This window comes from Leptospira weilii serovar Ranarum str. ICFT, assembly GCF_000332415.1.
In the GTDB taxonomy this organism is placed as follows: Bacteria; Spirochaetota; Leptospiria; order Leptospirales; family Leptospiraceae; genus Leptospira; species Leptospira weilii_A.
In genome coordinates this window covers 1-22,524 of sequence record NZ_AOHC02000056.1, presented here as the reverse complement: position 1 = coordinate 22,524, position 22,524 = coordinate 1, and the positions used below count along the sequence as shown (strand labels likewise).

The 22,524-nt window shown below is 43.5% G+C and carries 15 protein-coding genes and 3 pseudogenes; 10 read left to right on the top strand and 8 right to left on the bottom strand.

Going from position 1 to position 22,524, the window contains the following annotated elements; translation table 11 throughout:
* The first annotated feature begins 2 nt into the window (after positions 1 to 2).
* Genes LEP1GSC060_RS18300 through LEP1GSC060_RS18270 form a run of 7 tightly spaced genes read left to right on the top strand, consistent with a single transcriptional unit; the run spans position 3 to position 13,483 of the window.
* Complete coding sequence (locus tag LEP1GSC060_RS18300) at positions 3 to 3,653, top strand: Ig-like domain-containing domain (protein ID WP_003010684.1); 3,651 nt, start codon at positions 3 to 5, stop codon at positions 3,651 to 3,653.
* 11 nt (positions 3,654 to 3,664) lie between these two features.
* Positions 3,665 to 4,417 (top strand): lipoprotein, encoded by a 753-nt coding sequence (locus tag LEP1GSC060_RS18295; RefSeq protein WP_003010745.1) that lies wholly within the window; start codon positions 3,665 to 3,667, stop codon positions 4,415 to 4,417.
* Positions 4,414 to 5,073: a tetratricopeptide repeat protein gene (locus LEP1GSC060_RS18290; RefSeq protein ID WP_003010700.1), complete on the top strand. Its 660-nt coding sequence runs from the start codon at positions 4,414 to 4,416 to the stop codon at positions 5,071 to 5,073. Before LEP1GSC060_RS18295 ends, LEP1GSC060_RS18290 begins: the two co-directional genes overlap by 4 nt.
* A 13-nt stretch (positions 5,074 to 5,086) precedes the next feature.
* On the top strand, positions 5,087 to 6,586 hold the full coding sequence (locus tag LEP1GSC060_RS18285) for an efflux RND transporter periplasmic adaptor subunit (protein WP_003010698.1): 1,500 nt from the start codon (positions 5,087 to 5,089) through the stop codon (positions 6,584 to 6,586).
* Positions 6,587 to 6,588: 2 nt separating this feature from the next.
* On the top strand, positions 6,589 to 9,690 hold the full coding sequence (locus LEP1GSC060_RS18280; RefSeq protein WP_080634612.1) for an efflux RND transporter permease subunit: 3,102 nt from the start codon (positions 6,589 to 6,591) through the stop codon (positions 9,688 to 9,690).
* The gene (locus tag LEP1GSC060_RS18275; RefSeq protein ID WP_003010686.1) at positions 9,660 to 12,803 is read left to right on the top strand and encodes an efflux RND transporter permease subunit; all 3,144 of its coding nucleotides are present in this window, start codon (positions 9,660 to 9,662) and stop codon (positions 12,801 to 12,803) included. Before LEP1GSC060_RS18280 ends, LEP1GSC060_RS18275 begins: the two co-directional genes overlap by 31 nt.
* On the top strand, positions 12,800 to 13,483 hold the full coding sequence (locus LEP1GSC060_RS18270) for a hypothetical protein (RefSeq protein WP_003010704.1): 684 nt from the start codon (positions 12,800 to 12,802) through the stop codon (positions 13,481 to 13,483). Before LEP1GSC060_RS18275 ends, LEP1GSC060_RS18270 begins: the two co-directional genes overlap by 4 nt.
* 320 nt (positions 13,484 to 13,803) lie before the next feature.
* On the opposite strand, the gene LEP1GSC060_RS18260 is transcribed toward LEP1GSC060_RS18270, so the two are convergent.
* Both LEP1GSC060_RS18260 and LEP1GSC060_RS18255 read right to left on the bottom strand, forming a co-directional pair.
* Entirely contained in the window at positions 13,804 to 14,106 is a 303-nt protein-coding gene (locus tag LEP1GSC060_RS18260; RefSeq protein WP_003010693.1) for a hypothetical protein, read from the bottom strand.
* A gap of 9 nt (positions 14,107 to 14,115) precedes the next feature.
* Positions 14,116 to 14,541, bottom strand: a complete 426-nt coding sequence (locus LEP1GSC060_RS18255; RefSeq protein WP_003010731.1) for a hypothetical protein — start codon at positions 14,539 to 14,541, stop codon at positions 14,116 to 14,118.
* Between the two features lie 525 nt (positions 14,542 to 15,066).
* On the opposite strand from LEP1GSC060_RS18255, the gene LEP1GSC060_RS18250 reads away from it, so the two are divergent.
* Positions 15,067 to 15,330, top strand: a complete 264-nt coding sequence (locus LEP1GSC060_RS18250) for a hypothetical protein (RefSeq protein ID WP_036097130.1) — start codon at positions 15,067 to 15,069, stop codon at positions 15,328 to 15,330.
* 1 nt (position 15,331) lies between these two features.
* The gene (locus tag LEP1GSC060_RS18245) at positions 15,332 to 15,676 is read left to right on the top strand and encodes a hypothetical protein (RefSeq protein WP_003010726.1); all 345 of its coding nucleotides are present in this window, start codon (positions 15,332 to 15,334) and stop codon (positions 15,674 to 15,676) included.
* Between the two features lie 120 nt (positions 15,677 to 15,796).
* On the opposite strand, the gene LEP1GSC060_RS18240 is transcribed toward LEP1GSC060_RS18245, so the two are convergent.
* A complete protein-coding gene (locus tag LEP1GSC060_RS18240) occupies positions 15,797 to 18,601 on the bottom strand; it encodes a DEAD/DEAH box helicase (protein WP_003010723.1) in 2,805 nt (934 codons plus the stop codon).
* A gap of 555 nt (positions 18,602 to 19,156) precedes the next feature.
* Between LEP1GSC060_RS18240 and LEP1GSC060_RS18235 the strand changes: the two genes are divergently transcribed.
* Entirely contained in the window at positions 19,157 to 20,137 is a 981-nt protein-coding gene (locus LEP1GSC060_RS18235) for an Rpn family recombination-promoting nuclease/putative transposase (protein WP_036097147.1), read from the top strand.
* 169 nt (positions 20,138 to 20,306) lie between these two features.
* Here the strand turns inward: LEP1GSC060_RS18235 and LEP1GSC060_RS20880 are convergent.
* The 5 genes and pseudogenes from LEP1GSC060_RS20880 to LEP1GSC060_RS20685 form a co-directional block, all read right to left on the bottom strand.
* Positions 20,307 to 20,390: pseudogene (locus tag LEP1GSC060_RS20880) on the bottom strand (integrase core domain-containing protein); the annotation flags it as partial.
* 180 nt (positions 20,391 to 20,570) lie between these two features.
* Positions 20,571 to 20,858: a hypothetical protein gene (locus LEP1GSC060_RS18230; RefSeq protein ID WP_003010680.1), complete on the bottom strand. Its 288-nt coding sequence runs from the start codon at positions 20,856 to 20,858 to the stop codon at positions 20,571 to 20,573.
* 4 nt (positions 20,859 to 20,862) lie between these two features.
* Entirely contained in the window at positions 20,863 to 21,024 is a 162-nt protein-coding gene (locus tag LEP1GSC060_RS21080) for a hypothetical protein (protein WP_003010740.1), read from the bottom strand.
* 101 nt (positions 21,025 to 21,125) lie between these two features.
* A pseudogene (locus tag LEP1GSC060_RS21075) lies at positions 21,126 to 21,673 on the bottom strand (ParB N-terminal domain-containing protein); the annotation flags it as partial.
* A 3-nt stretch (positions 21,674 to 21,676) separates the two neighbouring features.
* Positions 21,677 to 21,978, bottom strand: a pseudogene (locus tag LEP1GSC060_RS20685) (ParA family protein); the annotation flags it as partial.
* Positions 21,979 to 22,524: the final 546 nt, after the last annotated feature.

Genomic DNA, 22,524 nt, shown 5'->3' with positions numbered 1-22,524 from the left:
CTATGAAACAGAACAAACAATTCAAACATATCATTTTTCTAATATTCTTATCCTGGATCGGTTCGTTTCTGATCGATTGTAGTAAACTCGAAAATAAATTCAAAAACTGGATTCCCTTGGATAATAATCCCGCCTCCCCGAAGGTGTTGTATTCCATTCCCTCTCCCGGACAAACGGGCGTTTTAAGGGATCAAAAAATCGTAATGACCTTTAACAAACCGATCGACGAACAGAGTTGTATCGGAGCGTTTTCGGTTCAACCCGGAGTGACCGGACTTTTCGAAGTCAACGGAAGCACTTTGACGTTCACGCCGAATAAAAGATGGCAAGGCGGTATAACGTATTTGGTGAATCTTTCCAATCGATGCGAGGACCAGGAAGGCCGCGATTTGGAAAAACCTTACAGTATCAGCTTTTCGGTTAGCACGGACGTTTTGCCTCCCGACGTGATTTCGATCGGCGGACGAAAAAACACGACCGGTTGCCTTATCACCGATCCCATATTAGATTTTGTTAATTTTCCAAATAACTTTTACAGTACGACGGACGTTTGTATCAATACTCCGATCGTTGTGAAATTCACCAAACCGATGGACAGAGGTACGGTCGAATCGAATTTTCTCACCGTTCCTCAAATGGTCGGATCGTATGTTTGGAGTAATAACAATACGATTTTGACTTTTACGCCTAGGGAAGCCCTTACGACCGGTCTTACGTACGTTTTAACCATTTCCCAAACGGCGCAGGATACGTCGGAAAATCCTTTGGGTAAAAACGTCTCCGCAAGTTTTACCGTCGGGACGGAAATCGTGAAACCCCAGGTGCTGATGCAGGACGGCTTTATACAAAACGCGGGCGGTTGTTCTCCGGGTACACTTGCTTCCACGTTATTTCCGGGCGGTCTTTTTAACGCGGTCGGTTTGTGTTCCGGCATCGTTCCGGGTTTTCAATCCTCTCCGATCATCATTGATTTTTCGGAGTCGATGAATTTAGCGACGACGGATTCGAACATCAATATATCGCCTAACATCAACGGTATCAAAACTTGGTCCGCAAGTCCGAACGGCGCCTGCGGTTCCACAGGTCCCTGCGGAACTACGAGCAGACTCACGTTCACACCCGTAACTCCTTGGCAACATTCCGTTACCTACACCGTCTCTATCTCCGGCAATTCTACGGACGTCGCGGGCAATCCGGTCGGTCAAAATTATTCCTTTTCGTTTACGGTCGGTCAGGATTTTCAAATCCCCAGAGTGATTTTTCAGGACGGTTTTGTAAACACCGGAGCGGGTTGTGCGCCCGGAACCCTTGCGTCCTTGCTCGATCCGATCAACGGAATCCGAGATAAGATGGGAGCTTGTTCGGGTCTTTCACCGGCTTCTGCGAACACTCCGATATTCATTCATTTTAGCGAATCCATGATTCAATCCACGATCGAAAACTCGTTGAATATTTCTCCGAATATTCTGGGAACAAAAACCTGGCTTACAAGCGGGAACGCGTTATGCGGTTCTACCGGTCCCTGTGGGAACGGCAGTCTTTTGGTTTTCACTCCGAGCCAAGATTGGCAAAACACTACTTACACGCTTTCGATTCCGGGTTCCGGGATGGATCTGGACGGTAATACGTTAGGCGCCTCTTATTCGTTTTCTTTTACGTTCGGAATCGATCTCCTTCCGCCTAGAATGGACTTTACGACCGGTCCGTTGTTAAGCGACTTGGCTCCCGCCTGCGGGAATTTAGGACTTACGCCGATTCCGAATCTTACCACCAATATATGCAGTCAAACGAACGGAACCAAGTTTAGAGTTCGTTTTAACGAACCGATGGATCAAGCCGCCACTACGAATGCGTTTTCATTGACCCCGTCGGTTACGGGACTGATCACTTGGCCTACGCCTACCGAGTTGTTATTTACTCCTTCTCAAAATTTGAATTTGTTCGCACAGTACAAACTCACGATCAGCACCGCGGCTAAGGATCTTGCGGGTAACGCGATGATTTCCGAGTTTATCAGTTTCTTTACCACCGGAAACGGAGGCCCCGTAAACGGTACACCTCCTACGGTGTTGAACGTGTTATCCGACGTCGCGACCGGACCCGGAGGTTGTGACGGGGGAATGGACGATTCCTTGTCCGCGTCTTTCGTCACCAACGTTTGTACGGACAACGTGGGAACGGGTCAAGGCGCCTCATTTGAAATCATTTTCAGCAAAAACATGAATCAAAACGTAACCTCTCAGGCGTTTTCGATCAGCCCGAACGTTTCGGGACTGATCTCTTGGACCTCTCCGACCACACTTCGATTCATCGCCGCTCAATCTCTCAATCCGAACACTCAATACGTGATTTCTATCAGTCAGAACGCGGCGGACTCCGGTGGAATTCAGATGCAGAACGGATACGTTCTTTATTTTCTTACCTCCGCACTCGGAGGTTTTCCGGCGGTTAATTCCATTGACGTGTTCTCTGGAACGCCCGCGAATTGCCAAGCAGGTCTGGGTATTGTCGCTAACGTTCTAGCGGCGACCGTGAACAACGGATGTACGGGAAACCCGGCCATCAATCCGATCGTGGTCACTTTTTCCGAGCCGATGAATTCGTCCTCTCTCCGATCCGGATTTTCGATTTCCCCTTCGGTGACGGGACAGTTTACATTTCCAACCGCTAACCAGATGGTTTTCACTCCGGACGTAGCCTTTCAGTACGGGAGGAGATACAATATTTCTCTTGCGACTTCCGTAACGAACACTTCGGGTAAGGGGCTGAGGAATCCGGTCAACGCGACGTTTGTCGTGGGTGCGTTGGATTCGAACCAACCCGCCGTAACCGGAATCGATTTTGAAGTCGACGGGGACGGAGACAATTGCGGCGCGGCGCCCAACGACGTTCTCAATTCCCAAAACGGTACACTTACGAATAACGTATGCACGGGCGTTCCGATCGTGATTCACTTCAACGAACCGATGGATCCGGCCTCCACTCAAAACGCGTTATCCGTTTCTCCGTCCGCGAATTTTGCGATCACCTTCGCGGGGAACGACATGACTCTGACCCCTTTGATCGCCTTAAGCGGCAGGCAGAATTACACTCTAACGATTTCCACTTCGGCCAAGGACTTGGCCGGGAACTCCCTGCAAAATTCATTTTCTCTAATATTCAGAACCGAGAATAATTCTCCGCAGGTGATCGCGATCGGTAGAGGGAATCAAGCCAACTGCAACAGTATGGCCGTTACGACGGGATGTTGGTGGCAGGCCGGAACTCCTTTTCTTCCGGCGTCCTCTTATTCGTTCACTCCGGGATTGCAGGCCTGTCCGGCGGATTCCACTTCGGATAACATCGTAATCGTTTTCAACCAATCGATGAACACGGTAAGTGCGGTAAACGCAGTGAACATAAGCGCGATCTCCCAAGTTCCGAACAGCGCTTCCTCCGTTTATAAGGGGAGATGGGTTTGGAGCGACAGCGATCGGGTCTTGACGATTTCGATGACGGACGTGAGTTTAGCGTGCGGGTTCGACATTCTATTCAATACCGGTATCGGCGGGGCCAACTATCCTCTTTATTTGATTCAGATAGACCAGTCGGCCACGAATGCGAACGGGACCGCCTTATCCGCTCAGTTCAGTTTTTTCTTCGAAAGCAATTAAAAGAGGATACTATGAAAAAAATTTCCTTATCGATCGTATTACTCTCACTCGCGGCGGTTTTCTACGATTGTTCGACCATATCGAAACTATTCCGTTCTTCCGGAGCGTATCAAGTTTATGTAATGAAGTCCGAAGAAAATTTTCCCTTAGCCATAGGAAAAATAGTCAGTAGGGACGCGAGATTTTCGCCGTATCTTATGGAAAATTTCAAGGATATGCTTCAACTGCATTTTATGGCGGAAGGATATTCCGTTAAGGAGATGCCGGAGGAAAAATCCCTTAGAAAATTACTTTCTAAAACGAACTCAAGTTCCGAATCCGTCGAACCCCCGGAAGCGACCGAAAAAAAAGAAACGAATCCGATTGCAAACGAAACTCGAAGCGCCGATAACACGACGAATTTAAAGGAATTACTTCCCGAAAATCTCCGTCAGGTTTTGGACAAAGGAACAGTAGTAGGATTTTCTAATATATCCAAGGATGTACAATTCGGCGATTTTCTTTCCAGCGACGAGATCAAACTTTTATCCGAACGATTGGGGATTCGTTACTTCGTTCAAGGAGCGGTGGGCAACAACGACTCGGGAAGTTTATTGGAAGAGGATTTCAATTCGTTGGTATTTCTCAAAGTTTACGATTCGAACGGTATTTTGAAAGGGGGAATCACTTACGTCGTTAACGGAAGATCCTTAAACGAAGCGAATCTTTTAAAAGAAGTCTGTCGAAATATTTCCAATAGGATGGGCGCTCTCGTAAAACAATGAATACACGTAACACAACTTCGCATAAGAATTTTCTAATTCCCTTCTTAGTGCTCGTTGCCGCGACGACCTATTCCTGCGATAAGGATTCGGAAAAGTTCAAGTCGTTACAAAGGGACGCCGATATGGCCTACGCCAAACAGGATTTAAACGGCGCGCTTTCGCTTTATTCGCAGGCGTTGAAAATGGATTCGGACTCGACGAAGACGATGATCATGTTGGGTAAAATTCATTATTATAAGAGGAATTTTGAAAAAGCCGAAGAGATGTTCGAGGATGCGGTAAACAAGGATCAATGTAACGCCAACGCCGCGTACTGGCTTTCCAGAGTTCAAAGTTTACAAAAGGAGAATAGGACGGAAGTAAAAGAAAGTCTCCAATCGATTATCAATCGTATTCCCGATCGATGGGAAGTTCAATACACACTCGGCGCCGTGTTGGAATCGGAAGGGAAAATACCCGAGGCCCTTTCCTTATACGACCAAGCGAAAGCAGAATCCGCAAAACTCGCTCTTGTATATCTGCGATTGGGAAAAATATATCGGAAGGCGCAGAGAGAAGATATGGCGGACCGCTATTTTCAGAAAGCGAAATTCCTCTCCGAAGAAAATCCGAGCTCGTTTAAAATGATCGAGTCGGAAATAAACAAAATACAATAAATAAGAGAGCAATATGTCCGACTCCAAATTTCAGATTTTCAGAAATCTTTTCAAATCAAAAATCGTAAAAACGGTATTATTGATTTTTTGTATATTCGTACTTTATAAAACATTTATATACTCGGATCCGAAATCGTCGATTAGGGACAAAAAGAAGGAGGGGAAATTCGAGTTCATTCTGAATTTTTTCAAAAAAAAAGACAAAGGTTATACCACGGATATGGATTCGGTGATCGTAAAGGCGATCGCCGTTCATCCGGAAATGATCAATCCGGCGATTCACGCCTTGGGTTCCGTCGATTTTTTGGATAAGGTGGATATCGTTTCCAAAACCGCGGGAAACATCCTGGAGATCAAAGCGAAAGAGGGGGAAAAGGTTAAAAAAGGAGACATACTGCTTCACATTGATACCCTTCAATTGGAGTTGGAAAGAAAAAAAAATCAAGCCGCCTTACAAAGCGCCTTCTCTTCGTTGAGTTTGAGCGAGGAAAAATACGCAAAAGCCAGAGAAAGCGTGGAAGTCAGAATGTTGGACATCGAAAAAAGAAGGACTCAAACCAAAGAAGCCAAAGCCGAATTGGCTAAGATGAAAATGACGTTTGCGGGTAAGGAAACCCTTTATCAAGAGGGTGGTATCAGTAAGGAAGAGATCGAACATTCTCAAACGGCGCTGATCACGGCGGAAGCCAAATATCGCATGAGCCTTAAGGATTTGGAAATGGGCATGGTCGGCTTTCGAAACGAGGACATTACCTCGAAAAATATAAAACTCCCCGACGATCCCAAGGAAAAATTGAAATTATTCGTAGATATCAACACTCGTATCGACAAGGCGGAAGTGGACGTCGCGCGATCTCAAGTGGAATCGGCTAAGGCGGCTTTAACTTCCACCGAGGAATTGATCCGTGCGGCGACGATTCGATCCCCGATCGACGGCGTAGTCGCTTACGTAAACAAACACGTCGGTGAATACGTAAATCCCGGAGCGGTGAATAGCCCGGATCAGGCGATACTCGTTCTCGTGAACATCAGTAAAGTATTCGTAAAATTGAATATTAGAGAAACGGATATGATTTCGATCCGTAAAAATATGGATCTTGAGTTTACCGCGGACGTTTATCCGGAAAGAAAATTTTACGCGAAGGTGGGGATCGTCAATCCGATCGTCGACCCTAAAACCCACACGATGGAAGTTAAGGCCCTAATCAAAAACGAGGATCGATCCCTAACCCCTGGGATGTTCGTAAGAAGTTCGATTTTTACCGGAGAAAAGAGGATGTCGCTTTTGATTCCTTCGGAGGCGTTGTTTGCAAAGGATAACGAAGCCGCTTGGATTTACGTCCTCAACGACGGAATCGCCTTAAGGTCGAAAATAAAAACCGGAGCCCAGTTCGAAGATAAGACCGAAATAGTGGAAGGTTTAAATCCGGGAAGTATCGTCGCCGTGGAAAAACTCACCCAACTGAAAGACGGAATGAAGGTTCGCCCCGAAATAGAAAACGGTCTTAAATAAAAGTGAAGTTTCTTCAAAGGATAGCCATCGACAGGCCGGTGACAACGGCTATGTTTTATCTGCTTTTGATTCTGCTCGGTCTGATTTCTCTGAAGGACTTGGAGGTGAATCTGCTTCCGGATATGGAGTTTCCCCGCCTAACAGTGATTACAAACTTTCAAAACGCGGCGCCCGAGGAAGTGGAAAATTTGATTACAAAACCCTTAACCGAAGCCGTCGGCACGGTGAAAGGGATCGAAAAAATCTCTTCGGAATCCATGGAAGGAGTTTCTTTCGTCACTCTACAATTCGGTTGGGGAACCAAAATCGATTATTCCGCGATGGAAGTGAGGGAAAAAATCGATCTGATTCGAGGGATTCTCCCCGAAGACGCGGGCAAACCGATCGTTACGAAATTCGATCCGAGCCAATCGGCGATTCAGGAAATCGTTTTTTTTCCGGTGGATAAATCCAGAACCCACGAACTCAGAGGATTTATCAAAAGGGAAATTAAAAGTTATTTGGATCGTGTGGACGGAGTCGCCTTAGCGCAAATTTCGGGAGGATTTAAAAAGGAAATTCTGATCGACGTCGATCCCGCTTCCATGTTTGCCCATCAAATATCGATCAAAGATATCCAAGGTTCTGTCGAAAGTTCGAACATCAATTATCCCGCGGGTCATATCGAAGAGGGTTCCCGAGACGTGTTGATCCGAACGATGGGAGAATACCGCGATTTTCGCGAAATCGAAAAAACCAACGTATCCAAAAACGACAAGAACATTCCGGTTCGATTGGGCAACATCGCGTTGATCAGCGAAGGATATAAGGAAAGAAAGGGACTAGCAAGATACAACGGAGAGGAATGTGTCACCGTATCCATCTATAAGGAATCCGGAAAAAACACGGTAACGGTTTCGGAATCCGTTCGTACGGAATTGGAACGTCTCAAGGAACAATATAAAAACGTAATCAAAGCCGACATCGTATATGAGGAGTCCAGATTCGTAAAACAATCCGTCGATAACATAACGGGCGAGTTGATTTCCGGCGGTATATTGGCGTTTCTTTCTCTTATATTCATACTTCGTAATATGGAAAGTCCGCTTATTCTTTTGACCGTACTTCCGATATCGATTATCACGACTTTTTTGCTGATGTATCTCAAAGATCTGACGCTCAACGTTATGACGTTAGGCGGCCTTTCGTTGGGAATCGGAATGTTGTTCGACTCGGGGAACGTGGTTCTGGCCGCGATCGAAAGGCACGTTAGAAACGGACTTTCGGTAAAGGAGGCTTCCCTAACCGGAGCGAACGAAGTCGCCGGATCGATCACTTCAGCCGTGTTGACTACGGTGATCATTTTTTTACCGATCGTATTTTTAAAGGGAATCATCGGAGTCGTTTTCGGCGAAATGGCTCTCACGATCACCTTTTCGTTGTTAGTCAGTTTGGCCGTTTCTTTGACTTTGATACCGATGTTATCCGCTCTTCGCGGAAATAAGGTCTGGTCCCGAAAATTCGATCAGTGGTCCTTTTTTAAAAAAGTAGCGATTTGGGAAAATACGATAGACGTTCGGTTTGTAAAAGGATTAACGGAATGGCTCGGAAAACCGAAACGTTTTTTTACGGGGATCGCCGTTTGTTTTGTAGTGGTTCTGATTCTGATTTCGTACGTAGATAAGGAATTTATTCCGAAGGTGGATACGGGCGAGTTTAAGGTCGAAATACTCAACGTAAAAGGTTCCTCTCTTTCCTCCACATCGAAACTTGTCGAAGAGTTGGAAATGAAACTTCTGAAAGAGAAGGAAGTAAAACACATTATTTCGAATATCGGCTACGACGAAGAACAAATCTTATCTCGTTCGGGAGGAGAGGTCGGAACTCATCAAGCGCAGGTGCGTGTGGTCCTTTCTTCGGAACGATCCGAAAAAACGAAAAATTTCATTCAAAGGTTTAGAGAGAAAATCCGATTCGGATCGACCGTAGGCGTTCACTTTTATCCGGAAGAGGACATGTTGTCCAAGATTCTTTCTCCGGATTCCAAGGCGGTCACTTTGGAAGTGGAAGGAAACGATCTTACCACGTTGGCTTTTATCGGCGAGAACATCAAAAATGAAATCGCCAAAATCCGAGGTATCACGGATTCCAAAAGTAGTCTCGAATCCGAAAACAGGGAGTTTCAAATTCGATTCGACGAGGATAAGATGTCCGTTTACGGATTGTCGCATCAATATCTCGCCGGTATTTTAAAAACCGCACTCAAAGGAACGATCGCCACACGCCTCCGAATCAACGACGAGGAATTCGACGTTAGACTCCGTTATAGACAATCCGATCGAAAACATAAGGAGGATATTTCCAGAATTCTAATACGCACTCCGTCGGGAGACGCTATATCCCTCAATCAGGCCGCCGAAATTCGGGAAGGTAAAGGATACGCGTCGATACTTAGAATCGGCCAAAGCAGGGTGAACCGGATTACGGCTAACGTGGAAAACGTAAAACAGTCCGTGGTTCTTTCCGAAATCGAGGATTATATCGAACGGTTGAAGTTGCCCGCCGGTTACAAAGTGCATTTCGGAGGGGAAAAGGAAAACATAGACGCGTCCATGAAAGAACTGTTGTTCGCTTTTATCCTGGCGGTTGTTCTCATTTACATGTTGCTCGCGGGTCAATTCGAATCCCTCGTGATTCCCCTAATTATGTTGTGTACGATTCCTCTGATCCTCATCGGGATCATTCCCGCGTTGTTATTAACGGGTAATAGTTTTAATATCAGTTCGTTTACCGGAATCATACTTCTTGTGGGAATCGTGGTGGATAACGCGGCCTTATTTTACGAGTACGTTGAAATTCTCGAACACGACGGAGTCTCTTTAAAGGAAGCGATCATAGGAAGCGGACAAATCGTACTCCGTCCGATTATCATGAACAACGGGACCACACTTTTGGGTTTACTTCCGGTCGCGCTTGAGTTGGGCGAAGGCACTGAATTTCAATCTCCTATGGCCGTAACCGTGATCAGCGGTTTGGCCGCTTCGGTTGTCCTTTCCCTTTTCCTCATTCCAATCGCATTTTATTATATTCTAAAATGGCAAAGAACAAGAAAAAAAACGATCTAAGGGAATACACGACCGTTCCGGAGCCGCGGCGGGAACCGTCCGTTCTTACTCGTTGGGTAGACGATCATAAAACGGGAACGGCGATGATTTTCCTGAGTTTGATACTCTTGGGAACGATCGCATTTCGATTGATTCCGATATCCCTTTTTCCGGAAGCGGCGTACCCCGGTCTGACCGTGGAAACGGAATACTTCGGCGTGGGACCCGAAAAGATCGAGGAAATCATCACAAAACCGATCGAGGAGTCCGTATCTACGTTAGGCGGAATCGAGCATCTTTTTTCCGTTTCCGAGGAGGGAAAATCGAAAGTACATATTCAATTCGATCAAAACGCGGATTTGGAAGTTAAGTCTTTGGAAATTAGGGATAAGGTGGAACAAGTTTCCTATAAATTTCCTCGCGAAACGCAAAAGCCGGTCGTTCTTCAATACGATCCCACACAAAAACCCGCGTTCATCATCGTTCCCAAGAGCGCGTCCTTAAACATCATGGAAATACGCGAAAGGTCGGATCGTGAAATCAAAAAAATCATAGAAGGGATTCCGGGCGTCAGCGAAGTCGTTGTCGCCGGTGGAAAACCGAGAGAGATTTTGGTTTCTTGCGACGCGCAGAAGATGCTCGTATACGGCGTGGATATGAACCTGATGTTATCGGTGCTTCAAGAGGCGAATTATAACGAGAATCCCGGAGAAGTTACGGAAGGTTCGGTTCAAATTCCGGTGTATGTAAAAGGAAGAATGAGGAATTTAAAGGAGATAGAATCCTTGTCTTTGCGAAAGGACGATTCCGGTAAACTCGTCCGAGTGGAAGACGTTGCGAAAGTCGGCTTTTCTTATAGAGACGAACATTCGGCCGCTAGAATAAACGGAGAAAATACGGTAAGCATATACGTTTATCGGGCGGGAACCGCCAATCTTCTTGTGGTTTCCGAGGAACTTAAAAAAGAATTAAAAAAGGCCGAAAGCGAAAGTTTGAACTTTGAAATTTCGTACGACCAGGCCGAAACTATCACCAACGCGATCGGAAATTTTTCTATAGCCTCGTTCCTCGGATTTTTCCTTTTCGTTATTGCATCTTCCATAATATTCCAAGAGTTTAAATTCTCTTGTTTATTCTCGTTTTTACTCGTATGTCAATTTTTTATCGGTTCGATTTTTATGTATTTCCTAAAGATCGATTATAATCTCGTTACGATCGTGGGTTTGATTTTGAGTTGCGGGTGTTGTTTGTGCGTTTTTATCGCAAATCGACTGTTTTCCGATTACGAAAAAAACAAAATATCGATCACGGGAGAGATATTTACCGCGATCCTTTTGGTATCCGGAGTATTTCTTCCGATCCTATTCGCCACAAAGGAACTCAAGAGCATCTACGGAGGGTTAGGTTTCGTTTTATCCGGGAATTTTTTTATCAGCTTTTTGATTTCGATCACGATACTACCGACGTTTCGGATCGGATCGAAGTTTGAAATCACTCTTCCGCAATTCGTAAAAACATCGGTCGCCAAAGCGGGTGTTTTGTCTTTTTATATCCATCGGTTCAAAGACAACGTCGTTCAAAGAACGTCGTCGTCCGTCGACTATTTCGGAAAAAATCCGCGTATATTTTTGTCGGTTTATATTTTATCCATTTTAATCGGAATTTACGTTTATTTAATATCTAAACACGAGTTCATCAACAAAGTCGAGGAAAAACAACTGATAGGGAACGTGGAATTTCCTTCCGGAACCAGTTTTGCAAGAATCAACTCTACGACCGAAAGAATCGAAAAAAATCTTTCGGAATTGTATAGTATCAAGGAAGTAAACGCGAGAGTGGAAAACGGAAAATCCACGATCGTTGTGAAGTTTAACGAAAGCGTCGGGGATGTGGATGAAATCGGAAAAGAATTGGAAGAAATAGTCGGAGACATCAAACCCGCCTTTATTTATTTCTCCGGAAGTAACGACGAGGCTTTATTGAAAGAAGTGACAATCGACGTAATCGGAGACGACTTGAATACGATCGATAAGATCACGAGAGAAATTTCTTCGGTCGCGCAAGGATTACTTCCTAACGTTAGACACGTTTTACTGAGGTATAAACCTCCCAGGGAAGAAGTTCGAGTTCTAATCGATAAGGAAAAAAGCGAATCCTTAGGGATCAGTTCTCAGGACATCGGAAGGATGGTCCGTTACGGAATTCAAGGGGGAGTCGCTACAAAATTTATAGAGGACGAACGGGAAGTGGACGTTCGGATCCGATACGATTCGAAAGACCGGGATCAGTTTTCCGACCTGAAAGAATACAAAATCGACATAGGAAAAGGAAGATCCGTTCCGCTTTTGGAATTAGCCTCTTTGACACGAGACACAACTCCGGTGAGGATCTATAGAAAAAATAAAAGAAGGGTTTTATCGTTTAGCCTTCGAGTCGCCGATATGAGCCTAACCGAAATCATTCCGAAACTCGAAAAGTTGAAACAAATCGAACTACCAAAACAATATAGAATCGAATTTAGCGACAGCCTACAAAAAGTTTTGGAACATCAAAAGAAAATGAATTTCATCCTCGGTTTTGCGGCTTTGATCTTATTTATGATTCTTGCATCTTATTTGGAATCTTTGAAAGAACCTTTCCTTTTATTATCCATACTCCCGCTTCCGTTATCCTCCATCATAGTAGTTATGTATCTGGTCGACCTTCCTCTGACAATCCCGGTTTATATCGGCATGATTATCATCAGCGCCTTGGGAATTTTGGAAGCGTTTATACTCAGAAAAGAATTGGCGCCTTGGAAAAATAGGGGAGAAAAATTCGAATCCGATTCGATGCCGTACGATTTAAGGGAGAAGATCAAAACTTTGTTGACGAAGTTTTTTCAACTCTGGTTTTTAATCGCTTTATTTTATTTGCCGTCCGCTTTCAGTTTCGGAACGGGTTCGGCAATGCTTAGAACCGTTTCCATCACTTTAATCCTCGGTTTAATCGGAATTTGTTTTTTTACTCCGATCGTATTGATCACGTTATATTTATACCCGATCACAATCAAAAAAGAATTAAACAACGCCTATCGAACCGGAGTTTTTTGGACGAGGTTCGCAGTCGGCAAATTTAGGAGAGATGTACGATGACCGTATGGAACTATTTAAAGAACGTCTTATTTAAGCCGGAGTACTACTTTAAGATTTATCCGCTGCAACCGGATGTATCTAAATCAAACCGATCGATTAGAAATTTCCTAATCGTTCTGATCGGCCTCGCGATGATTTTAATGTTCACAAGAACGTTACACGAAACCTTGTTTACTCCGGTAAAGGTTAAAGTCGCCCAAGAGGCTTCGGCTAAAGTGGAGGAAAACCGAAAGAATTACGGGCAGGAGCGAGGATTCCTTTTTACTTTATTTGCCAAAATCATCTACGTTTCGATCTGGATTTTAATTCCGATTTTACTTACGTTGATTCGACTTCCGATTCTTTATTTTATCGGAGAACATAAAGTCGGGTTCAAACAATTCTTCATTACAACTCTTGCAACTTCCCTTCCTCTTTTATTGTCTAGTTTTATCGTATCGGCCGGATACGATTTGATTTCTTTAAATGATATGAGTATAGATGTTTTGAAATTATTTTTTTCGATCGGTTTGTTAACCTTATCGTTGGCTTGGATTTGGGAGGGAAAATTATGTTATCGCGCCTTTACGGGACAATACGATCAGAATTTAGGAAGAGCGATCTTAATTTGGCTAACGCCGAGTTTATTATTTATGAACGCCTTTTCGATAAAATTTTTGATTCAAATCTGGTTCGGTTGAACGAATTCAGGAAGGGTTCTACGCGATTTTTGTTTCGATTCGATCGTTGTTGAAGGAAAATATTTCGCGTCGTTTCGTTTGAATCCGAATGATCGCGGGTCTCGCAAAAATCGAAAGAGCGGAGTATCGAACCGATAGGATGAAGCATAAATACAAAACCGACGGAAAACGGATTCGTGTAGTATCCAAATCCCGAAAAAGGGAATGTTCGGCGATTTTTCGATCTTATTTGTGCGTCTTATTGTTCTCCTCCTTTGCCTATCTTCTACAGGAATCGAAACTTCCATCGATCCCCGAAAAATTCCCCTCGTAAGATTCGGTTATTTTTTTTTCGGTAGGATCGTTTCTTTCGAAATTTGTTCCCCTTCCTTCCATTGGCCGCTGTAAAGAATCTTTTGATCTTTTCCGACCAGTACGCCGTATCCGTCCGCGTCTCCGTTTTTCCATTGGCCTACGTATTTTTTTCCGTCCCAATAAACTTTGGAACCGAATCCGTTTTTACAATTGCCGGTACAGGATCCCTTTAAAAAGAAAAAGTATCCGCCGAATGATAAACCGACGACGAGCGAAACAACAAGGATCCGGAATCGATTCCGTACAAAAAGTCGAACTAAATGGATCATAAACTCCCTCTAAAAAATTTGAAATGCAAGTTGTAACATAGGCGCGAGCAAAGCAAGATAACCGAATATAAAAATGGCTTTTTTATAACGATGGCAAAACGCAAGAAACTTTGAATGGTCTTGAAGTAGGATTAGATTTGAGACATGAAATTCTTCCGTTGAATTTTCGACGTTCGAACGAATCTTCTTTTTCTTTTCTTTTGTAGAAGGAACGTTTTCAAGATTGGCCAGCTCGGCTCCAAACCAAAGAAGTTTCTGTTTAGCAAAAGGTCGACCGAAAAGATATTCCGGTATCGTATTGGATTCGGAATATTCTAGAATTTCCGCTTGGCATTTTTGACATTCGTTCAGGTGTTTTCTGATTAAAAACGGAATCTTTTTGCGCTCATTCGTTTTTAAATAGTCCTCAACATTCCAATCCTTGCATATTTCCATATCTGCAAGTCTAACGGACCTTTCGATTTAATCCATGCTTTTTTAATTCGGCGTATGGAAAGACGCTCATTTTTCAAATCCGACTCGGTAAAACGCCCATTTTTGGGATAAAATCAAATAATTTGTTTCACAATTTTTCGTTTTTTTTAAATAATGTGATTTTAGTTATTTACAAAGATCACATTAGTTCCCAGTTTTGCAAATATGAGTATTTTACGGAACATATGATTCGAATCTGAAGCGAGGCCGTCGCGAATTCGATCGGCTGGATTTTTCGAGCGACAACCGGTTCCAAAAAAACGGATCCGAATGAAATTTGGGGAAGTGGAAGGACGAGTTCGATTTGCGTCAATGACGGGAAATACAAAAAAGACACTTTCAGTATAGGAATATACGCAAAAATAAATATAGAAAGACTCTGAAACCGATAGGTGAGTTCCGAATCGATTTCAAAAAGCCCGAGTCCAAAGCGCGCGCTTTATTTCGGAATCGATTGATTTTCGATTCACTTTCAAGAGGTAAAAAATGAAAAAGATTTTGTGTTTGATCACGATTTTGATTTTAACGGTAGGCTGCTTTAGCATCGGTAAAGTAGGATACATGGTTCCGGCGCCGGACGATACGCGCGAGCTTTCGGATGAAGTTATAGGCGAGGATTGCGCATTTGTAGTTACGAATATATTGAACGATATGAATCGTAATTTGGTAAACAAGGGCAAGTCGGATCTTACGAACGTAGGTTTGAAATTTACAAACGGAAATTGCGCTCAAGCCAGGGGTTTAAAATAACATGAAAACAATCGTAAAATTAGTAACCTTAGTTTTAATTTTATTTTTGGCGAATTGTTCTTACAATTGGGGACAGTTTAAAAGATACTCGATCGAGGTTCCTGCGGATTTAGAGGTAGTCGGTTCGCCGGTCAGCGGTCGTAGTTGTAGTTTTTTACCTACTCGCTGGTATACGAACAGTATAGCCGAGGCAACGCGCGAGGCATTGGCGCAGGCTCCGGGCGCCACCGGTTTGAAAGACGCAGAAGTGACGGCTCAATCGTATCAATACGTTTTTTTTGGGTGTATCAAAGTGGAAGGAACTCCCGTTCGTGAGATCGTAACGAAACCGTCGAAAAAGAAATGATGAAGCCTATATAAGCGAAACGGGGATCCGTTCCGAGCGAAAAAAGGTCGGATAGGCGAGTAGAGTTGAATTACTACAACGATCGAAGTCATCCGGTCTTGTATTTCTACACGTTAAATACTATCCGATCAATTCTCGCAATTCTTCCCTGCTGATATCGGATTCCGTCCAACCTTTTTCGGAATCAAAGAGAGATGCAAACAATTTACGTTTCTTTTCCTGGAGCTCGAGAACCCGTTCCTCAATGGAACCTTCCGAAAAAAGTTTATAAATGAAAACCGGTTGTTTCTGGCCGAAACGATGCGCGCGATCACTGGCTTGATTTTCCACGGCGGGGTTCCACCAAGGATCCAGATGAAACACCGTATCGGCTCTCGTAAGAGTAAGCGCCACGCCGCCCGCTTTTAGGCTAATCAAAAAGAAACGTCTTTCCCCTCTTTGAAATCGTTTTACGTAAGAAACTCTTTGAGTCGGCGAAGTTTTTCCATCCAAATAAAAGTATTCGATTTTGAGAAGATCGAGCGCGTTTTTGACGATGGATAATGAATCCGTAAATTGACTGAAAACGAGCGCGGCGGATCCTTTGGGAATTTCTTCTTGAATCATCGTAAGAAAACGATTGATCTTTCCCGATTGTGTCGGGTCGACTTTATCCATTCCAATATCCGGATGACAGGCCAGTCTTCTCAATCTCGTAAGCTGGGGTAGAAGTTCGAAGATGTAATTCGATCCCGCCGACTTTAAAATAAGAATCGCTTCCTGTCTCGCTTTCTCATAAAGTTTCGCCTGACGGATTTCCATCGGTGTGGACACTCTAATTTCCGTTTTGGGAGGAAGATCCGTTAGCACTTCCGATTTTCTTCTTCGAAGCAAAAACTTTTCCGTTCGTTTTTGAAGTTCTTGAATATTTGCGGGTGAAAAACTTCTTTGAAACGAACGTAAGTTTCCCAAGAGTCCCGGAAAGGAAAGGTCGAAGAGGGACCAAAATTCATCCAAACGATTTTCCATCGGCGTCCCCGTTAGGCAAAACACCGAACCCGCTTTGATTTTACGAACGGATCTTGCGGAATCGGTTGCGACGTTTTTCACATTTTGGGCCTCGTCTAAAACCATGGTTGCAAATTTAAGTTTATGGAATATTTCCATGTCCCGAGTTAAGGTTTGGTATGTGGTTAAAATGATCCCGGCTCGGGCCGGTTTTGATTCTTTTCGCGAGGAACCGTGCCAGACTTGAACGGAAACGTCCGGTAAAAAACGTGTAGATTCTTCTTCCCAGACGCCTATCGCCGCCAAAGGAGCGATTACAAGAATTTTTGTTTTGGGAGTATCTTTGAAAATTTTAGAAAAGAAAGCGAGACATTGGATCGTCTTACCCAGTCCCATTTCGTCCGCCAGAATTCCGCCGATTTTTAAAGAATGGAGATTGAAAAGAAATTGCGCCCCCTTTTTCTGATAGTCCCTAAGTTCTCCTCGAAAGTCCGGTCCTGGAAAAAAGTTGTTTTGTATATTCTCATTTTCGAATATGTCTTTCAGTGATTTTTTTAATTTTTGGATGGATTTAGCCGCTCTTAAATCTCCGTTTAAATCCAATGCCATCATTTGTCCCTTATTCAATCGGGACGAATTTCCGTTTTTGTCCAATTCGATCCCGGCGCTATCCAAAGTTTTATCCAAGGATTCGAACTCGAGATTTTTTAAGTCGATCATGCCGAACTTTTGTAAACGTACAAATTTTCGTCCCGCTTTCCACGCAGCGTAAACCGCGGAACTTTCCTTGGAATCCAAACCGTCGACTTGGATTCCTCCGCCGAACCAATCCACTCCGGAGGATTCTCGAATTTGAAAAGAGGCTTTTCTGCGGATCGTAATTCCGTCCAAATCGGCATGTAGTCTTAGTATTACGTTTTTCTTAAGTACCTCGGGGAGAATTTCCGTAAAAAACGAGGAAACTTTTTTGGGAGAAATCTTAAATTCCCCCGTTGATCGCGAATACCGAATGGGGAGATCTAAGGAAAAAAGCGCGTTTTCTTTTTTAACGGATCGTTTGACGACTACGCCGCTCGGATGTTCCGAATACGTAACGGCGTTGCGGGCGGAAGTCCGATGTTGTTTGATAGTGAACTCATATAAACTCGGTTCTGTTTCCGTGGGTTCTTCCATAGAATCGGATTGTTTTTTTCTTTTTAAAGGAGATAGATCTTGTTTCCGTTCGGCGTAAACAAAACAAATTTTTCCATGAATACCCAATTCTTCCGATTCGTTATAAAAAGGTTCCAAGAAGATACAAAGAGCCGGTCCCGCTTGATAAATTTCGGGAATGAGTTCCAGTCCCTGAACTCCGTTCAATTTTAGAGAATTCTTATATTTCACCAAATCCGCAGGTCGAATCCGTTCTCTTCCTCCCAATCGATTTAACATTGTTCTTTGTTCGGGGCTCGGTCCGTCGAACCATACGGGAAGCGGTTCGTTGTCGGAAACCGAAATGATATCCGGAATGTCGTTTTGAGACGGGTTTTCCCAGATGAATCGTTCCAACCAAGTATTTTCGACAACGTCGGCGTTTTCTCTTAAGAGTGTGTACAATCCGTCCTCATTTTTGAAAAGACGAAGGTCATACGAAATCCGTCCGGCAAAATAGGCCGACCTGCCGTCGTTGGTATAAATTCGAATTTTCGGTTCGCAGGTGTTCCAGATCGAACTCTCCTGCAAATTCATAATTCTGGATGTGCCCATAGATGAATAAAATAACACTCGAAGACTTGCCGCTCGTTGTCCTTCGGGGAATAGTTTTTGGAACCTATCCGGATTCGGATTTTCTTGAAAGAGTTGCAAAAAAGAAAATACACGACCGTTTGCCGTTATTCCCGCAAATTCGCAAAAATGACCGTCCGGCATTAAAAAAACCGCAAGTTGAAGTTGTTTCATTCGTTCTCTCCAATTTCAAAATTTTCCCGACTTGTTCGCAAAGACATTCTCTCGCGTAATATTTTTTTATCGTTTTTAAAGAAGCTGATTTAAAAATAAGAGCCTCTGATTCCCTACAATCCAATTTTATTATATTCTTGTTTTATGTAGGTTCGTTTATGATTTGTGATCGGCTAAAATAGAGAATCCATTTCGAAACAAATCCATGAAATAGAATCTTTGAATCATCGAAAAGTAGTTTTATTTAATTTCAGGCTCTAAATTAACGTGAGTTCGACGGTTGAAAATTTGGGCGAATCCAGTCCTGGCGCTGCGACCCTTAGGGAGCAGTGCCATTGGTCGTTAGAGTAACTCAACGCAGAGCTTTCCTATGGGTCGTGAGATCGGTCGCAACATAGAATCGTTTTCGCATTGGTTATACCGAACTCACGTTAAATTATAAACTATATAAAAACTAAGGTCGGATATTTGTTGTCGTCCGATCGTGTCGATATCTATACCTTTCCAAGAAGTAAGAATTTACCGTTTAAAAACAAACCCGGAGTAAACAAGCCGATGTCGAATCCCAATTTCTTTCCGTTAACGTTCGATTGGATGTTTAAGATACTTTTCGTGAAAGAGCCGAAGTTATTGATATCGATCTTGAACAGCGTTCTTTTTCCGGAAAAAGAACACCGAGTCCGGGAAATTACGATCTTAAACCCGGAACTACCCGGAACGTCTCCGGACGAAAAACGTTCGTACCTGGACATACGAGCGAAGGACGAGAGCGGCAAGATATTTCATGTGGAAGTTCAAGTTGCGAACCAGAGTTCTTTTGTGAAAAGGAGTTTGTTTTATCTTTCCGGTTTGATCCGGGATCAGTTACAACCCGGAGACGGATATAGCGATTTGAAGCCTGTTTATCAGATAAACATAGTTGACTTTAACTTGATCCCGATGGAAAATTATCACAGTAAGTTTAAATTTCGAGAAGAGAGTAATCCTGAGATCACGTTAACGGACGAAGTGGAAATTCATTTCTTAGAACTGGGCAAGTTTCTTACGGAAAATGTGAATGATTTACGAAGTGATTTAGAGAGTTGGCTTTATGTGATCAAACATACGTCGGAATTGAAGGAGGAAGAGATGAGCATCTTAGTGGACAAGACCCCCGATTTATCGAAAGCGTTTACGATTTTGGAGCAGTATTCGAATGATCCTAAGAAACGTAAAGAGATAGAAGATCGACTGAAAACGGATCGTGACTACGTGTATGATTTAGCGGCACGTTTCGAAGCGGGTGAACGTCAAGGAATTGAGAAAGGAATCGAGAAAGGAATCGAGAAAGGAATTGAGAAAGGAATTGAGAAAGGAATTGAGAAAGGAATCGAGAAAGGAATCGAGAAAGGAATCGAGAAAGGAATTGAGAAGGGAATCGAGAAGGGAAAATTGGAATCCGCCCGTAAAATGTTTGTGGAAGGTTTGAGTCCGGATGTAGTTTTTCGAATTACGGGGCTCAGTGAAAAGGATCTCAAGGATCATGGAATTATTTAAAGGCAGTATCAGCAATTTTGTGCTGTGCACATCCCAAGACAGTGGGAAAAGAAAATTGAACTTCTGCCGTTGCAAGTGGTGAAGGATTAATGGTTAGGGTAAAAATCCGCTACCGCACCCTCGAAACGCCTCCGAAAACTGTAAAGCCCTAAAATCAGGTTGACAGAAATCATGATGCTCGATGAACGAATTCAGGAGTTAAAAAACCTAAATGTCGGTGAAGCCTAACATTGTTGAAAAGAGAAACGGCTTGCCCTTTTTAATTGTCCCGCTTACCGTTAACATATCCTTTCATTCCAAGTTTCATTTTCTCTTTGTCCAATCCTTTTTCTCTTGCCGAATTCTGATAATTCCAAGTGAGGAAAACGAAGGAAAATGAGTGAAAAATCGGCTGTTTTCCCCTCACTTTTTTTCCTCATTTCTTCCCATTTTGTTAATGGATCGTCCTTCCTCCGATCACTCGAAGTTTTCTTTCAATCTCGATTTCTTGTTCCGCTACCTTCGTCAATTGAATGATCAACTTTTGAATCTTCTTTTGATACACTTTCAGTTTTTGTAATAGTGTGTTTACTTCCTCTCTCTTCTTTACCGAACTCATGGAATCATATTTCTTTCGATATGATTTCATTCTTTTTTGGATGGAAGATTTTTTCGCTTCTTCCTCTCTTGTTTTTGAGTCAAATCCGCCTAAGTCTTGTTTTGTGCCTCTTTTGCGTTTCATACTTTCAACTTCCAAATCCTCTTATTCTGGCCCTTTGATACACGATCTCCGCGTCCTTCCGGTGTAAATCCATGACCCGCTCGTTTAACGTGGATCGCTGTTTTCTCAACTTCACAAGCGTTCCTAACAATCGATCGAGGGCCGCTTCCTTTTGAGTGGAATTCATCTTCCCACACTTCTTTTGAAACTCTTTCGCTTATTCTTCTAAGGCGCCAACTTCACCGCCAAATAGGCCCAGCTCCGATTCAGACATTCCATCCGTTTGTTTTCGATCGAAGAAGACCGTTCTTGTTTTGTTTCTTCTTCACTGAGTATTTTAGACGACTCGCTCTTGCGGTTCCCACCTCGGTTGTCGAGGACAAGCTCGTCTTTGTATTTCCGAAGAATTCTTCTCTTTAGCCGCTCTTTTCTTAGCTCCGCTGTCAGATGTCTTCGAAATAAATTGTCTCCTTCTAATATATCGGATTCCTCTTCGGGGTTCAGTTCGTTCATATAATAACGGATCGGGATGTTCTCGACACGACGACGTACGTTCTCGTGTTCTTGTAACTCGAGTGCAATCCGATGACGATTTTCTCCCGTTACGATCGTTCCGTCTTTCCTTGCTGTCAGTGCATCCAAGATTCCATTCAGAGCCATGTTCTCTTTCAGACTCTCGTATTCTTCCTTGGTCAAAGCATCAAAGTCGTTCCGTGGATTCGGCTTTAAACTTTCCGGCCTTACCGTCTTTACGATCGGATTTAATGTAACTCCTTTCGGTATATACTATTTTTTGAATGTTGATCCGGGTCGGGGACTGTTTCCTGTGCGTCCATCCACTCTTTTGCTTTTTCTTCTAAGGAAACTTTTGTGGATGCATCTTTCTTGGGCCCTTGAAAGTTCCACCGCGCCGACCTCAATGGATACATTACAAGATCCGCAATCGACAACGCAAACCGTTTTCTTTCGTCCAATTCCTCTTTACCCACACTCCGGAGGAAAAAGTCCGTTAGGTTGTTGTTCAAATCCAAATCCATACACAACGCTCTCTTTCTTTTCTCCATTCATTGTAACGAAAGATTGACCGCAGTCGTTGTCTTCGCAACCCACCTTTCAAATTCGCAAGAGCGATGATATACATTCTAATCCCTTCGTAATAGAATCCGGAAATCAGATTTCAGATTTCAGAAAATTTACAGAAGAGAAAAATCATGCTTTGTTAACGTGAGTTCGGTATAACCAATGCGAAAGCGATTGTAGTGGAAATTCCGAAGGAATTGGAACATTATGTTGCGACCGCAGGCAGCAACACTTTAGTTCAAGCGAACAACTCAACGTCTCGCTTCTACGGTCGCTCGGGAAACTCAAAACGTTGCTGCCTGCTGTCGCAACGTTAGGTCGCGAGCCCATTTTAGCTATGAAATTCGCGAGCTGCGGAGCGACCCAGGAAACTCAGTGAACGCCTTCCTATGGGTCGGCGTTCAGGGAGCGAACGCACTCGAGTTTCTGATTCGCCCAAGATTTCAACCGTCGAACTCACGTTATTCTATAAAATTCTCAACCGATTCTCGAGATAAAAAATCGTAATAAAGCCCAAGCCTTTTCGGTCCACCTTCCTTGGATGGTCCATAACTTTTACATAATCTTTTTATACGTTTAAAATTGTAAAAGTTTCCATACTAGGTGT

Bases quoted from the DNA above. Each gene is read 5' to 3' on its own strand.
- LEP1GSC060_RS18300 (WP_003010684.1), top strand. From the start codon at position 3: ATGAAACAGAACAAACAATTCAAACATATCATTTTTCTAATATTCTTA.
- LEP1GSC060_RS18295 (WP_003010745.1), top strand. From the start codon at position 3,665: ATGAAAAAAATTTCCTTATCGATCGTATTACTCTCACTCGCGGCGGTT.
- LEP1GSC060_RS18290 (WP_003010700.1), top strand. From the start codon at position 4,414: ATGAATACACGTAACACAACTTCGCATAAGAATTTTCTAATTCCCTTC.
- LEP1GSC060_RS18285 (WP_003010698.1), top strand. From the start codon at position 5,087: ATGTCCGACTCCAAATTTCAGATTTTCAGAAATCTTTTCAAATCAAAA.
- LEP1GSC060_RS18275 (WP_003010686.1), top strand. From the start codon at position 9,660: ATGGCAAAGAACAAGAAAAAAAACGATCTAAGGGAATACACGACCGTT.
- LEP1GSC060_RS18270 (WP_003010704.1), top strand. From the start codon at position 12,800: ATGACCGTATGGAACTATTTAAAGAACGTCTTATTTAAGCCGGAGTAC.
- LEP1GSC060_RS18260 (WP_003010693.1), bottom strand. From the start codon at position 14,106: ATGATCCATTTAGTTCGACTTTTTGTACGGAATCGATTCCGGATCCTT.
- LEP1GSC060_RS18255 (WP_003010731.1), bottom strand. From the start codon at position 14,541: ATGGAAATATGCAAGGATTGGAATGTTGAGGACTATTTAAAAACGAAT.
- LEP1GSC060_RS18250 (WP_036097130.1), top strand. From the start codon at position 15,067: ATGAAAAAGATTTTGTGTTTGATCACGATTTTGATTTTAACGGTAGGC.
- LEP1GSC060_RS18245 (WP_003010726.1), top strand. From the start codon at position 15,332: ATGAAAACAATCGTAAAATTAGTAACCTTAGTTTTAATTTTATTTTTG.
- LEP1GSC060_RS18240 (WP_003010723.1), bottom strand. From the start codon at position 18,601: ATGAAACAACTTCAACTTGCGGTTTTTTTAATGCCGGACGGTCATTTT.
- LEP1GSC060_RS18235 (WP_036097147.1), top strand. From the start codon at position 19,157: ATGTCGAATCCCAATTTCTTTCCGTTAACGTTCGATTGGATGTTTAAG.
- LEP1GSC060_RS18230 (WP_003010680.1), bottom strand. From the start codon at position 20,858: ATGAAACGCAAAAGAGGCACAAAACAAGACTTAGGCGGATTTGACTCA.
- LEP1GSC060_RS21080 (WP_003010740.1), bottom strand. From the start codon at position 21,024: ATGAATTCCACTCAAAAGGAAGCGGCCCTCGATCGATTGTTAGGAACG.